This is a genomic window from Providencia sp. TYF-12 (assembly GCF_041344805.1).
Taxonomy (GTDB): Bacteria; Pseudomonadota; Gammaproteobacteria; order Enterobacterales; family Enterobacteriaceae; genus Providencia; species Providencia huashanensis.
The window spans coordinates 2,002,378-2,016,831 of the sequence record NZ_CP166833.1 but is presented as its reverse complement, the minus strand read 5'-3'; the positions used below and the strand labels follow the sequence as shown (position 1 = coordinate 2,016,831).

Sequence of the window (14,454 nt, the reverse complement as noted above, 5' to 3'; positions counted from 1 at the left end):
AACGAAATGATTAATCTTGTTCATTGATGTCTGCATCATCCACACCATTTTCCATGGTGTTTTCGTCTACATTTTCATCATCTAAACCTTCATCATCTTCCGTTTCAGCAACGCGCTGTAAGCCAACAACTTTTTCGTCTTCGGCAGTTCTAATCAGAGTAACACCTTGAGTATTTCGACCAACAATACTGACTTCTGACACTCGAGTACGAACTAACGTCCCTGCATCAGTGATCATCATGATTTGGTCAGTGTCATCGACTTGAATGGCGCCAACTACATTCCCGTTACGTTCACTCACTTTAATGGAGATAACCCCTTGAGTTGCACGTGATTTTGTTGGATATTCTGCTGCTTCAGTACGTTTACCGTAACCATTCTCTGTTACAGTCAAGATATGGCCTTCCCCTCGAGGAATAATTAAAGAGACAACTTTATCGTTATCCATTAATTTTATACCACGAACACCTGTTGCAGTGCGCCCCATCGGTCTTACTGCATCTTCAGCAAAGCGAACCACTTTACCTTGCGCAGAGAACAACATGACTTCATTTGAGCCATCGGTCAAATTAACACCAATGAGTTCATCACCTTCATTTAGGTTAACCGCAATAATACCTGCGCTTCTTGGACGGCTGAATTCTTGTAAAGGCGTTTTCTTCACCGTACCGCTTGCAGTCGCCATAAACACGTTGTAGCCCTCTTCGTACTCTCGTACAGGTAAGATAGCTGTAATGCGTTCGTTTTGTTCAAGTGGTAATAAGTTAACGATTGGACGACCACGAGCACCACGGCTGGCCTCTGGTAATTGGTAAACCTTCATCCAGTATAAGCGACCACGACTTGAGAAACACAAGATGGTATCGTGCGTATTGGCAACCAAGAGGCGTTCAATAAAGTCTTCGTCTTTCGTCCGCGCTGCCGATTTACCTTTCCCTCCACGACGCTGTGCTTCGTAATCAGACAGAGGCTGATACTTCACATAACCTTGGTGAGATAACGTAACGACCACATCTTCTTGATTGATTAAATCTTCAATATTGATGTCCGCGGTATTCTCGGTAATTTCAGTACGTCGAGGGTCATTATATGTATCACGAATAATTTCTAATTCTTCGCGAATAACTTCCATCAAACGTTCAGGGCTGCGCAAAATAAATAACAGAGCTTCAATTTGAATTAAAAGTTCACGGTATTCTTCGAGTAATTTTTCATGCTCAAGACCCGTTAACTTTTGCAAACGCAAATCAAGAATAGCTTGTGCTTGTTGTTCAGTAAGGAAATATTGACCATCATGAACACCGAACTGTTCTTCTAACCATTCTGGACGAGCCGCGTCATCACCTGCACGCTCTAGCATCGCAGCCACATTACCAAGGTCCCAAGACCTTGCTATCAGCCCTGCTTTGGCTTCTGCTGGCGTTGGTGCCTTACGGATCAGCTCGATAATTGGGTCAATATTCGCTAATGCAATCGCTAACGCTTCAAGTATATGAGCTCTATCGCGTGCTTTACGCAGTTCAAAAATGGTACGGCGTGTAACAACCTCACGACGATGACGAACGAAAGCAGCAATAATATCTTTTAGATTCAGTATTTTTGGTTGGCCTTGATGTAAAGCCACCATATTAATGCCAAAAGAAACTTGCAGCTGAGTTAATGAATACAAGTTGTTTAGGACAACCTCACCCACCGCATCACGTTTTACCTCAATGACAATACGCATGCCGTCTTTATCTGACTCATCACGTAATGCACTGATACCGTCAACACGTTTGTCTTTGACTAGTTCAGCAATTTTTTCAATCAAGCGAGCTTTATTCACTTGATAAGGTATTTCGCTGACAATGATGGTTTCACGGCCACTTTTCTCATCGACTTCGACTTCTGCACTAGCACGGATATAAACCTTACCACGCCCTGTACGATAAGCATCGATGATACCACGACGACCGTTGATGATGGCAGCAGTCGGGAAATCTGGGCCCGGTATGTGCTCCATCAAACCTTCAATACTGATATCTTCATCTTCTATATAGGCAAGACAACCATTTATAACTTCCCCTAAATTGTGAGGAGGAATATTAGTTGCCATCCCAACAGCAATACCTGACGACCCATTAACTAAAAGGTTAGGGATTTTCGTTGGCATTACTTCAGGAATTTGCTCTGTTCCATCATAGTTTGGAACGAAATCAACGGTTTCTTTTTCAAGATCAGCCAGTAGCTCATGAGCAATTTTCGCCATACGGATTTCCGTATAACGCATTGCCGCAGCTGAGTCTCCATCAACTGAACCGAAGTTTCCTTGACCATCCACCAGCATGTAACGCATAGAGAAAGGCTGTGCAAGACGAACGATAGTCTCATAAACAGCGATATCACCATGTGGATGGTATTTACCGATGACGTCCCCGACTATACGGGCAGATTTTTTATAGGGTTTATTCCAATCATTTCCCAATACATTCATCGCAAATAGTACTCTGCGGTGTACTGGCTTCAGTCCATCTCGAACATCCGGAAGTGCACGGCCGACAATAACGGACATTGCATAATCCAAATACGAACTTTTAAGCTCTTCTTCGATATTAACTGGTGTGATTTCTCTGGCAATCTCGCTCATGGAACCACTGTCCCTCATAACTTCGGATTCAAAGAGTAGAACTATACCACAATTCGCCAATTTAATAAAAATAAGAGACGGGTATTTGTCTTTCAAGCTATGTATAATAGCGGAAAATTAAGTTTATGTGTCCGAAACTTGAAGGTTATGCAATGAATAGCTGCGATAACTCAGTTATTGTCTGCATTTTAACCTTCAATAATAAACGGGCGCCTATCACCTCCCCTATTAAAATCAGGCTATCAATAATAGGTCTATCGGGTAATAGGATCAAAATAGGAGCTTCTTTAATGAGTGATACCCAAACCCCAGCGTATCTTAATGTCGATAAACAAGAAATTGAAAAATTTGAATCCATCGCGTCCCGCTGGTGGGATTTAGAAGGCGAGTTCGCCCCTTTACACCGTATTAACCCATTACGTTTAGGGTACATCATGCAACGTGTAGAGGGGATTTTCGGTAAAAAAATTCTTGATGTAGGCTGTGGTGGCGGCATTTTATCAGAAAGTATGGCGCGTGAAGGCGCGGAGGTTACTGGCCTAGATATGGGCGCGGAACCTTTAATGGTTGCACGTTTGCATTCTCTTGAATCAGGTATTCCTGTTGAATATGTTCAAGAAACGGTTGAACAACATGCAGATAAACACCCTCAAGCCTATGATGTTGTAACTTGCATGGAAATGCTAGAGCATGTGCCAGACCCACAATCTGTCGTCAGAGCCTGCGCAAAATTAGTTAAACCAGGTGGCCATGTTATTTTTTCTACTATTAATCGTAATAAAAAAGCTTGGTTGATGGCAGTTGTTGCTGCAGAGTATGTGATGAAAATGGTCCCCAAAGGGACTCATGATGCGAATAAATTTATTCGCCCATCAGAATTGATTAGCTGGGTCGATGGAACACAGTTAAAAGATAAACATATCATAGGGTTGCACTATAACCCTATGACTGATAAATTTTGGCTTGGCCCAAATGTGGATGTCAATTATATGCTGCACACGATCAGCGAATAGTCTGTTAGTCGCGAAAAGAATAAATCGCAAGCAGTACGTTTAAGAAAGCAGCAAACGATCGCAATTTACAAAATTTATTTTAGTCCTCATGTCGGAAGCTTTTTTTTTATTAGTTCCTTTTACCATGCAGCTTACCGACATGATCTATTTTCTTATCCAACCAGTTATCCACAAGAACCCCGCAATTTGTTCACTTGATAAAATCGCATATTAACATTATCTTGTTATGGTATTCTCAACAAACTACTACATATAGTAGTAAGGCAAAACATAACACAACTAGTCTCATGGCATTTAACCATGGGCTTTTTTATGTTTGCATTACACTATTTGTTGTTCAACCAAGGTGCATTTGCTCATGAACCAGAGTCTGTTAGTCACAAAACGTGATGGACATAAAGAACGCATTAATCTCGATAAAATCCACAAGGTAATAACCTGGGCTGCTGAAGGCCTCAGTAACGTATCTGTTTCTCAGGTGGAGTTACGTTCACAGATTCAGTTTTATGATGGGATCAGAACTTCTGATATTCACGAAACGATGATCAAAGCAGCAGCCGATTTGATTACTGGTGAAACACCAGATTACCAATATCTTGCCGCACGTCTTGCGATATTTAACCTACGCAAGAAAGCCTATGGCCAATTTGAGCCACCAGCACTGTATGCACATGTAAAACACCTCGTTGAAATGGGGAAATATGATAAGCATTTGCTGGAAGACTACTCCGAAGCAGAGTTCGAGCAAATGGATAGTTTTATTGACCATTGGCGTGATATGAATTTTTCCTATGCTGCGGTTAAACAGCTCGAAGGCAAATATTTAGTACAAAACCGCGTAACTGGTGAAATATACGAAAGTGCGCAATTTTTATATATATTAGTTGCGGCTTGTCTATTTTCACATTACCCAAAAGAAACACGTCTTGATTACATTCGCCGTTTCTACGATGCCGTATCTACCTTCAAAATTTCACTACCTACGCCAATTATGGCTGGGGTACGTACACCTACGCGTCAATTTAGTTCTTGTGTTCTAATTGAATGTGGAGACAGCCTTGATTCTATCAACGCCACATCAAGTGCCATTGTCAAATATGTTTCACAACGTGCAGGAATTGGTGTAAATGCAGGGCGTATCCGTGCATTAGGTAGCCCTATTCGTGGTGGTGAAGCATTCCATACTGGCTGTATACCATTTTATAAGCACTTCCAAACAGCGGTTAAATCTTGTTCTCAAGGTGGCGTCCGCGGTGGTGCAGCAACATTATTCTACCCAATCTGGCACTTAGAAGTTGAAAGCTTATTGGTTCTAAAAAATAACCGTGGTGTTGAAGGTAACCGTGTTCGTCATATGGACTACGGCGTTCAGTTAAATAAATTGATGTACGAACGCTTGATTAAAAACCAAGATATCACGTTATTCAGCCCATCTGATGTGCCGGGTCTTTATGACGCTTTCTTTGCCGATCAAGAAGAATTCGAACGCTTGTATGTGAAATATGAACAAGATGAAAATATTCGCAAGACCGCCGTAAAAGCCGTTGAGCTATTTTCATTAATGATGCAAGAGCGTGCATCTACTGGTCGTATTTATATTCAAAACGTTGACCACTGTAATACACATAGCCCATTTGACCCACAAGTTGCACCCGTTCGTCAATCGAACCTGTGTTTAGAAATTGCATTACCGACAAAACCATTAAATAACATTAATGATGAAAATGGTGAAATCGCGCTATGTACACTTTCTGCTTTCAACTTAGGTGCAATTGAAAGCCTTGATGAGTTAGAAGAATTAGCTACGTTAGCTGTCCGTGCGTTAGATGCCCTACTCGATTATCAAGATTACCCAATTATTGCAGCGAAGCAAGGGTCTATGGGCCGTCGTACCTTAGGTATTGGCGTGATCAACTATGCTTATTATTTGGCAAAACATGGTGTTCGTTACTCCGATGGCAGTGCAAATAATCTAACGCATAAAACCTTTGAAGCAATTCAATATTACCTGTTGAAAGCCTCAAATGAACTAGCAAAAGAGCAAGGCGCTTGCCCATGGTTCAATGAAACCACTTATGCACAAGGTGTGTTACCGATCGATACTTATAAAAAAGAACTCGATAAGTTAACTAATGAGCCTTTACATTATGATTGGGAAGCACTTCGCCAAGACATTAAACAACATGGTCTGCGTAACTCTACATTATCTGCTTTGATGCCTTCTGAAACATCATCCCAGATTTCAAACGCAACCAATGGTATTGAGCCGCCACGTGGTTACATCAGTATTAAAGCATCTAAAGATGGCATCTTACGTCAGGTCGTCCCTGATTACGAAAATCTTAAAAGTGCTTATGAACTGTTATGGCAAATGCCTTCAAATAGCGGTTATTTACAACTCGTTGGTATCATGCAGAAATTTATCGACCAGTCGATATCTGCAAACACAAACTATGACCCAACTCGTTTCGAGAGCGGTAAAGTACCAATGAACCAATTGCTAAAAGATTTATTGCTCGCCTATAAGTTTGGTGTGAAAACACTTTACTATCATAACACCCGCGATGGCGCGGAAGATGTGCAAGGTGATCTGGAAGAAGTTGTTGAGTCAGCAGATTCCGATTGCGAAGGCGGCGCGTGTAAAATTTAATAGGAATGGTTATGTCACATACATATACAACGTTTTCACAGAAGAAAAATGACCAAATGCTGGAACCGATGTTTTTCGGCCAGCCGGTTAACGTGGCACGCTATGATCAGCAAAAATACCCTATTTTTGAAAAACTGATTGAAAAACAACTGTCATTTTTCTGGCGACCAGAAGAAGTTGACGTGTCGCGCGACCGCATTGACTATAATGCATTGCCAGAACACGAAAAGCATATTTTCATCAGTAATCTGAAATACCAAACGCTGCTTGACTCTATTCAGGGTCGCAGCCCAAATGTGGCTCTGTTGCCATTAATTTCAATTCCTGAGTTAGAGACTTGGGTAGAAACGTGGGCATTTTCTGAAACTATTCACTCACGTTCTTATACGCATATTATTCGTAATATCGTAAATGACCCTGCCATCATTTTTGATGATATTGTTGAAAATGAAGAAATTTTAAAGCGTGCAAAAGACATTTCTGGTTTTTATGATGACCTAATCGAAATGACTAACTACTACCATATGTTTGGTGAAGGCACTCATAATTGTAATGGCAAGCAAGTCACCGTTTCTCTACGCCAACTTAAAAAGCAACTTTACCTGTGCTTAATGAGTGTTAATGCCCTAGAAGCCATCCGTTTTTATGTTAGTTTTGCTTGTTCATTTGCTTTTGCTGAGCGTGAACTGATGGAAGGGAATGCAAAAATCATCAAGCTAATTGCGCGTGATGAAGCGTTGCACCTAACCGGTACTCAACACATGCTTAACCTATTGCGTTCAGGTCAAGATGACCCTGAAATGGCAGAAATTGCAGCGGAATGTGAACAAGAATGCTACGACTTGTTCGTACAAGCAGCGGAACAAGAAAAAGAGTGGGCTGATTACCTATTTAGTGAAGGTTCAATGATTGGTTTAAATAAAGATATTTTATGCCAATACGTTGAATACATTACTAATATCCGTATGCAAGCGGTAGGTTTGAAATTACCTTTCGAAGGGCGCTCCAACCCGATACCATGGATTAACGCATGGTTAGTTTCAGATAACGTACAGGTCGCACCTCAAGAAGTTGAAGTTAGTTCTTACCTAGTTGGTCAAATTGACTCTCAAGTCGATACCGACGACCTGAGCGACTTCGAACTGTAATTATGGCTAGCCATAAAATCACCCTGCGATTAACGCAGGGTGTTCAAGTCCCCTTCCATACTGAAATCCATTCGTGTTTATTGGAAGCTCTCGAAGATAGTCGTGTTCCTGTCGAATATCAATGCCGTGAAGGCTACTGTGGTTCATGTCGTGTGATGTTATTACGTGGAAAAGTCGGCTATAAGCGTAAACCTTTGGCATTTGTTCAAGAAGGTGAAATATTACCTTGTTGTTGCCACCCGCTTTCTGACATTGAAATTGGTTGATAGTTTAATATCGTTAGCGATTGCATGGTAATTGACTTTCCATGCAATCGCTTTTCATCTTATGAGATTGCTATCGGTTTATAGGTAACCATATAAAGCGGCAAATACCCAGCCAAATACGCAAGAGACGCCCACCCCAATTAACCCCGGCAAGATAAAACTGTGGTTGATAACAAATTTACCGATACGTGTTGTTCCTGAGCGGTCAAATTGAATCGCTGCAAGGTCACTAGGATAAGTTGGTAAAATATAATAACCATAACAAGCTGGTGCAGAAGCAATAATATAAGCAGGGTCAACACCAATTCCTAATGCGATAGGCACAACCGCTGCCAATGCCGCTGCTTGTGAATTAACGAATTTAGACACCAATAGTAAAATAACCGCATATGCCCATGGGAAATCCTTAACTAAAGAACCAAGTGTTCCTTTGATCTCATCCATGTGTGCACCAAACATGGTTTCAGCCATCCATGCGATACCATATACCGCGACAATAGCAATCATCCCTGAGCGGAAAACTTCATTCTTCGATATTTGCCCTGGATTAGTTTTACAGATGATAATAATTAGCGCTCCTGCCAATAACATAAACATCTGGATCACTAATACCATAGAAAGTGGTTTACCATTCACTAGTGGTCTTAATTCAGAAAAAGCGCCTAATAATGCAACGACTGCAATAGATGCTAGGAAAATCCACATCGCTACCCAATTAATTTTAGGCAGTTTTTTATCCAGTAATGTCACACTGTCACCATATACATAATCATGGTTTTCAGGGACAGAAATAAACTCTTGGAATACGGGGTCTTTATCAAGATCTTTCCCCCTAAACCAACTAAAGATACCAATAGCTAAAATACCTAATAATGTTGATGGGATAGTAATGGCCAATAAATCTAGAAATTCAAGAGATTGCCCGTTTATCGTCACCCCATTTAACATTGCAACGAGTGAAACAACAGCCACTGATACAGGGCTAGCTATAATCCCCATTTGTGCACCAATACTACTTGCAGCCATTGGTCTTTCTGGACGAATATTGTTTTTAATCGCTGCATCATAAATGATAGGTAAAATAGTATAAACAACATGCCCTGTACCACACAAAATGGTTAAAATGCATGTCACAAATGGTGCCACAATAGAGATGTATTTAGGGTTTTTCCGTAGTAATCGTTCTGCAATTTGCAGCATGACATCTAAACCGCCTGATGCTTGTAACGTTGCTGATGCGGCAACAACAGCAATGATAACAAGCATAACATCAACAGGCGGTTTTCCTGGCGGTAAGCCAAACCCAAAAACTAAAATTACGAGACCAACACCACCCAAAAGCCCTAACGCCATCCCACCTTTTTTTGCTCCGTAAAACAAGCAAACAAGGATAATGGCAAGTTGTATCATGAAGTCCATAGTTTCATCCTTTATAGATATGTCTGCCTATATTATCCGGATGATTTATATTCATTAATTTGATTTATGATAATTTCAAAATCAATTTAATTTTATTTTTTATGCTTTTGTTATAGCCCCATCACACAATTCACCTTAAGTAACTGCCATACTGCCCAGTTAATTAGTCTATATAGAAAAATCAATTAATTACCCTCTATTTTTTAACATATGCCTCCTCTTTGAATTTACGTTTATCTCTCATTATTTTTTCATTTAATTAACCTGTATTTATTTAGCCATTCTTTTAGTCTCAACTAAATTTAAGGTGTAAATATATATATACACCACCTGTAATTTACATTTGACAGCGCACGTGCAATCGCATAATCTGCTGCACTTATTAATAAATTAATTTCAATTAGAGGAACTTGTGAAGAATCGTACGCTTGGCAGTGTGTTAATCGTTGCAGGAACAACAATAGGGGCTGGGATGCTGGCAATGCCACTTGCTGCTGCAGGTGTCGGTTTCACAGGCATCGTCTGTTTGCTTGTTGGTTTGTGGATGTTAATGAGCTATACCTCATTGCTATTAGTTGAAGTATATCAACATAACCCAGCCAACATGGGATTAGGGTCTGTTGCTAAGAAATATCTAGGTCCCACAGGGCAAATAGTAACAGGCCTCAGTATGCTGTTATTAATGTACGCCTTAACGACTGCATATATTGGCGGTGCCGGTGTTCTAATTTCAGACAGTTTTTCTTCATGGTGGGGTATTAACATTTCGACGGATACTGCCATTATTGCGTTCACAATTATCGGTGGTGCGATTGTCTGCATAGGCACCCACTCTGTAGACTTTATTAATCGAATTTTATTCACTGCAAAAACTGTTTTTTTAGTGATTATGTTAGTCGTGATGATGCCCCATGCCGAAGCTATTAACTTAAGCACAATGCCAGTTGAAAAAGGCCTACTTCTTGCGGCCGTGCCCGTTATATTCACTTCATTTGGGTTCCATGGAAGCGTGCCTAGCTTGGTGAACTATATGAATGGTGATGTGCGTAAATTACGTATGATTTTTATTACGGGTAGTGCTATCCCACTAGTCGCCTATATTCTGTGGCAAATCGCAACGCTTGGGTCAATTCCCTCTCATACGTTTATCGGGATCCTTGCGCAACAATCTGGCCTAAACGGGCTACTGACTGCAATCCGTGATGTTGTGGCTACACCCCGTGTAAATATCGCTGTTAGTTTATTTATGGATTTAGCCTTAGCGACTTCCTTTTTAGGTGTTGCCCTTGGCCTATTTGATTATCTTGCCGACCTATTTAAGCGCAGTAACCACCTATTTGGTCGCATTCAAACAGGTTTATTAACCTTCATACCGCCGCTGTTAGCTGCCTTATTTTTTAGCAGTTTCGTGCAGGCCTTAACTTATGCTGCTGTTGCACTGTCTGTTCTTGCACTGATTATCCCTGCGCTCTTAACCTTACGGGTGCGTAAAGTTGAAACGCAAGGTGAATACCAAGTTAAGGGTGGCACACCAATATTAGGTTTAGTGCTACTTTGCGGTATCGCTGTCATCGCTATCCAATTTGCTATTGTTGCTGGTTTTTTACCAAACGTTGGGTAAGCTCTCGATAAAGTAAAAGACTTCAATATCATGCCATTTGAAGTCTTTTACTCAGGATTGAGTTTTATTGTTATTACCTTTATCCATTAACCCAATCATTCATCATCCCTATATTTTACTCTGAGTTAATACACCTCTTAAAATTTACCTCCAAAATATCACTCCTTATCAGTAAATAATACCGAGCAGACAACTTTGTCTGCTTATTCTATTGTGGTGTAGTGACGTTACTGCTTGTTATCATTGGCTGCCAATAAGGATAATTGGATGCAGAAAAAACGGATATCTACTGCACATGATGCCGCTTTTAAAGGCTTTATGACGAAAATTGAGAATGCCCGAGACTTTTTTGATATTCACCTCCCTAATCATATTAAGTCATTATGTGATTTTAATACGCTAGCCCTAACTAACTCTTCATTTATTGATAAACAACTGCGCTCACGTTTATCCGATGTTTTATATTCAGTGCAAACAACCCACGGAAAAGGTTACCTTTATCTTTTAGTCGAACACCAGTCAACCCCAGATAAACTTATGGCTTGGCGTTTAATGCATTATGCGTTTTTAGCGATGAACCAACATCTGCAACAAGGTAATAAGACGCCCCCTCTTGTGGTGCCAGTTCTTTTTTATCACGGTGGGCGGTCTCCATACCCCTATACGCAATTATGGACGGATTGTTTTACACTCCCAGATATCGCTAATGGGCTATACACACAGCCATTCCCATTGGTAGATGTCACGGTAATAGAGGATAGTCAATTGGTTAATCATCGGAAAGTCGCTGTCATGGAGCTGGCGATGAAACATAAGTATTTACGGGATGAATTTCAGCAAGTTCTGCCGCTCTTGGCACAGGCACTTAATCAACACTATAATAGCGATAATGATATCGTGACTATCTTGAATTATTTGTTCATTGCGTTGGACTCCACTAATTTCGAACATATTGTGCAGGCATTGGGGGAGCAAACCGAAAAACATAAGGAAACTATAATGAATATTGCACAGCGGTTACAGGATAAAGGCCGCCAAGAAGGTCTACTTGAAGGCATTGAGCGAGGGCGAGAAAAAGGGCGTGAAGAGGCAACAATTGTTTTGGCGAGTAATTTACTTAAACAAGGGGTTAGCCTAGAAATTATTATGGAAAGCACGGGGTTAAGCCGTGAAGTACTGGTTTCATTACAGTAACCCTCTAACAGCTATTAGTATGTGCAATGTGAGCAACATCGTAATAAATAAGCTTAGTTATTATTTTGTTTCAAGCGGCTTTTAAATAAAGAATATTTATGATAATAAAAAATAAGGTGGAATTATCAGTTCCCAATCTAAGGGGTTAATCCCGGATTAGGAACTGATTAAAATACGAGAAAAGTTTTAAAATGAAAGCCCTGCTCCCACATACCAACCATCTGCAACTTTATCACTGTTGTTGCCATGGCTACCTTTCATTTCAATTAACCGATACCCAGCATCAATAGATAACGGCTTGAATACCGTGTAACGTGCGCCCGCTTTAGCTTCTACGTACGATTTGCTGCCTGATGTCAGTTGCTCAGGAGCACCATAAGCTTCACCATAAATATTTAATGAAGGCAAAGCTTGCCAATTTACCCCACCACCAACAGCTAATGCAGCACCATTACTATTGTTATCAGGCGATAAATATAACCCTTTACCACCAACATGAGCAGAAAAAGGCCCAATTGGCAAACCAAATGTAGCGCCGAGGCTCCCCATTTGACCATCATGGTCACTGCGCGCCCAAGAACCATTAAACGCTAAACCGGCATTTGGGTTACCCAACCCAGCGGACAATTCCGTAAAATGTTTACCTGCTTGAGCACTAACTGAAACTGCCTGTGCAGTACCAACAAAAAATGGCGACATGGCCGCTGCTAATAACAATACTTTGCGCATTATCTTATCCTCTTCAAATTATTACATGCGGATACTACGCGAATTTTACGTAATCCTCAGTCTTTATTACTCAGATTTACTCAAGCTATACATAAAATACGACAAATTCTCAAATAATTTTATCAAATCAAAGGTATATCATTCAATAACAGTAATATGAATACCACTATTGCCATGTTAATCACAGTAATTGGTCATATTAATTAGATTATTAATACCATGGTAATTATACTGGTTTATAGGTTCATTGTAGTAATGATTTTATTTTTTTACAAAAGATTAACTTATTAGTTAGGTTTGTGTAGTCATTTAATCCAGAATTAGGAGTATTTTGATGAAAAAGAAAGGGCTTACTACCGCTTCTGGCGCTCCCGTCGCCAATAATAATAATGTCATGACCGCGGGTAAACGCGGCCCTATGTTATTACAGGATGTTTGGTTTTTAGAGAAACTGGCTCATTTTGACCGTGAAGTGATCCCAGAAAGACGCATGCATGCAAAAGGTTCAGGCTCATTCGGTACCTTTACGGTGACACATGATATTACCCGTTACACAAGGGCAAAAATTTTCTCGCAAATTGGAAAAAAAACCGAAATGTTTGCCCGCTTTTCTACCGTTGCAGGTGAGCGTGGTGCCGCAGATGCAGAACGTGATATCAGAGGTTTTGCACTGAAGTTTTATACAGAAGAAGGTAACTGGGATATGGTTGGTAACAATACCCCAGTTTTTTACTTCCGTGACCCTTTGAAATTCCCTGATTTAAACCACGTGGTTAAGCGCGACCCACGCTCTAATTTACGTACTATGGAACATAAGTGGGCATTTTTCTCTCAGTTACCTGAATCTTTGCACCAATTGACCATTGATGCGAGTGATCGAGGCATCCCTCAAAGTTACCGTCATATGCACGGTTTTGGTAGCCATACTTATAGCTTTATCAATAGTGATAACGAGCGATTTTGGGTCAAATTCCATTTCCGCTGCCAACAAGGCATCCAAAACCTCTCTGATGAGCAAGCAGAACAATTAGTCGGTAAAGATAGAGAAAGCTCACAACGTGATTTATTTGAATCTATTGAAAAAGGTGACTTTCCTCGCTGGAACTTACAGGTTCAAATCATGCCTGAGAAAGAAGCATCGCAAGTTCCTTATAACCCATTTGACCTAACTAAAGTCTGGCCACATAAGGATTACCCATTAATTGATGTTGGCTATTTTGAACTTAACCGTAACCCAGATAATTATTTTTCTGATGTCGAACAAGCAGCATTCAGCCCAGCAAATATCGTCCCGGGTATTGGTTTCTCACCAGATAGAATGTTACAAGGGCGTTTATTCTCTTATGGCGATGCGCACCGTTACCGCCTTGGCGTCAACCACCACCAAATCCCTGTAAACGCACCTCGCTGCCCATTCCACAATTACCATCGTGATGGAGCTATGCGTGTGGATGGCAATAGTGGCAATAATGTCACTTATGAGCCAAATGAAGCAGGCTTATTCCAAGAACAACCGGATTTCAGTGAGCCGCCATTATCTATCGAAGGTGCTGCTGACCATTGGGATCATCGTGAAGACCAAGACTATTTCAGCCAGCCTCGCGCCTTGTATGAACTACTGGATGATGCAGAACATCAAAGAATGTTTAAACGTATTGCGGGGGAACTGATTGACGCAACAGAAGAAACCCAAATACGCCAAATTGGGTTATTTAAACAAGTTCACCCTGAGTATGGTGCAGGCGTGGAAAAAGCATTAAACGCTCTGAAAAAATAATTCGCTTGAGT

10 protein-coding genes are annotated in these 14,454 nt (G+C 40.7%); 7 read left to right on the top strand and 3 right to left on the bottom strand.

The features are described 5' to 3' along the window. Window positions 1–10 precede the first annotated feature (10 nt). Complete coding sequence (gene gyrA, locus ABE954_RS08960) at window positions 11–2,626, bottom strand: DNA topoisomerase (ATP-hydrolyzing) subunit A (protein ID WP_042844411.1); 2,616 nt, start codon at window positions 2,624–2,626, stop codon at window positions 11–13. 290 nt (window positions 2,627–2,916) lie between these two features. Here gyrA and ubiG point away from each other — a divergent pair, with 290 nt between their 5' ends. The 4 genes from ubiG (at window position 2,917) to yfaE (ending at window position 7,703) form a co-directional block, all read left to right on the top strand. Further along, window positions 2,917–3,639 (top strand): bifunctional 2-polyprenyl-6-hydroxyphenol methylase/3-demethylubiquinol 3-O-methyltransferase UbiG, encoded by a 723-nt coding sequence (ubiG, locus tag ABE954_RS08955; RefSeq protein WP_042844412.1) that lies wholly within the window; start codon window positions 2,917–2,919, stop codon window positions 3,637–3,639. Between the two features lie 358 nt (window positions 3,640–3,997). After that, window positions 3,998–6,289 carry a class 1a ribonucleoside-diphosphate reductase subunit alpha gene (nrdA, locus tag ABE954_RS08950; RefSeq protein WP_042844413.1) on the top strand — a complete coding sequence of 764 codons (2,292 nt, stop codon included), beginning with the start codon at window positions 3,998–4,000 and terminating at the stop codon, window positions 6,287–6,289. A gap of 11 nt (window positions 6,290–6,300) precedes the next feature. After that, window positions 6,301–7,437 (top strand): class Ia ribonucleoside-diphosphate reductase subunit beta, encoded by a 1,137-nt coding sequence (gene nrdB / locus ABE954_RS08945; protein WP_042844414.1) that lies wholly within the window; start codon window positions 6,301–6,303, stop codon window positions 7,435–7,437. A 2-nt stretch (window positions 7,438–7,439) separates the two neighbouring features. Beyond that, window positions 7,440–7,703 carry a class I ribonucleotide reductase maintenance protein YfaE gene (gene yfaE / locus ABE954_RS08940; RefSeq protein ID WP_042844415.1) on the top strand — a complete coding sequence of 88 codons (264 nt, stop codon included), beginning with the start codon at window positions 7,440–7,442 and terminating at the stop codon, window positions 7,701–7,703. 78 nt (window positions 7,704–7,781) lie between these two features. Here yfaE and ABE954_RS08935 read toward each other — a convergent pair whose 3' ends face one another. Then, window positions 7,782–9,122 (bottom strand): anaerobic C4-dicarboxylate transporter, encoded by a 1,341-nt coding sequence (locus tag ABE954_RS08935; RefSeq protein WP_048607497.1) that lies wholly within the window; start codon window positions 9,120–9,122, stop codon window positions 7,782–7,784. A 412-nt stretch (window positions 9,123–9,534) separates the two neighbouring features. Here ABE954_RS08935 and tyrP point away from each other — a divergent pair, with 412 nt between their 5' ends. Further along, window positions 9,535–10,743, top strand: a complete 1,209-nt coding sequence (gene tyrP, locus ABE954_RS08930; protein ID WP_042844418.1) for a tyrosine transporter TyrP — start codon at window positions 9,535–9,537, stop codon at window positions 10,741–10,743. Between the two features lie 267 nt (window positions 10,744–11,010). Further along, on the top strand, window positions 11,011–11,937 hold the full coding sequence (locus tag ABE954_RS08925; RefSeq protein ID WP_042844419.1) for an Rpn family recombination-promoting nuclease/putative transposase: 927 nt from the start codon (window positions 11,011–11,013) through the stop codon (window positions 11,935–11,937). A 186-nt stretch (window positions 11,938–12,123) separates the two neighbouring features. Here ABE954_RS08925 and ABE954_RS08920 read toward each other — a convergent pair whose 3' ends face one another. Further along, window positions 12,124–12,666: a YfaZ family outer membrane protein gene (locus tag ABE954_RS08920; protein ID WP_042844420.1), complete on the bottom strand. Its 543-nt coding sequence runs from the start codon at window positions 12,664–12,666 to the stop codon at window positions 12,124–12,126. A gap of 334 nt (window positions 12,667–13,000) precedes the next feature. Here ABE954_RS08920 and ABE954_RS08915 point away from each other — a divergent pair, with 334 nt between their 5' ends. Further along, window positions 13,001–14,443 (top strand): catalase, encoded by a 1,443-nt coding sequence (locus tag ABE954_RS08915; protein ID WP_042844421.1) that lies wholly within the window; start codon window positions 13,001–13,003, stop codon window positions 14,441–14,443. Window positions 14,444–14,454: the final 11 nt, after the last annotated feature.

Bases quoted from the DNA above. Each gene is read 5' to 3' on its own strand.
- gyrA (WP_042844411.1), bottom strand. From the start codon at position 2,626: ATGAGCGAGATTGCCAGAGAAATCACACCAGTTAATATCGAAGAAGAG.
- ubiG (WP_042844412.1), top strand. From the start codon at position 2,917: ATGAGTGATACCCAAACCCCAGCGTATCTTAATGTCGATAAACAAGAA.
- nrdA (WP_042844413.1), top strand. From the start codon at position 3,998: ATGAACCAGAGTCTGTTAGTCACAAAACGTGATGGACATAAAGAACGC.
- nrdB (WP_042844414.1), top strand. From the start codon at position 6,301: ATGTCACATACATATACAACGTTTTCACAGAAGAAAAATGACCAAATG.
- yfaE (WP_042844415.1), top strand. From the start codon at position 7,440: ATGGCTAGCCATAAAATCACCCTGCGATTAACGCAGGGTGTTCAAGTC.
- ABE954_RS08935 (WP_048607497.1), bottom strand. From the start codon at position 9,122: ATGGACTTCATGATACAACTTGCCATTATCCTTGTTTGCTTGTTTTAC.
- ABE954_RS08925 (WP_042844419.1), top strand. From the start codon at position 11,011: ATGCAGAAAAAACGGATATCTACTGCACATGATGCCGCTTTTAAAGGC.
- ABE954_RS08920 (WP_042844420.1), bottom strand. From the start codon at position 12,666: ATGCGCAAAGTATTGTTATTAGCAGCGGCCATGTCGCCATTTTTTGTT.
- ABE954_RS08915 (WP_042844421.1), top strand. From the start codon at position 13,001: ATGAAAAAGAAAGGGCTTACTACCGCTTCTGGCGCTCCCGTCGCCAAT.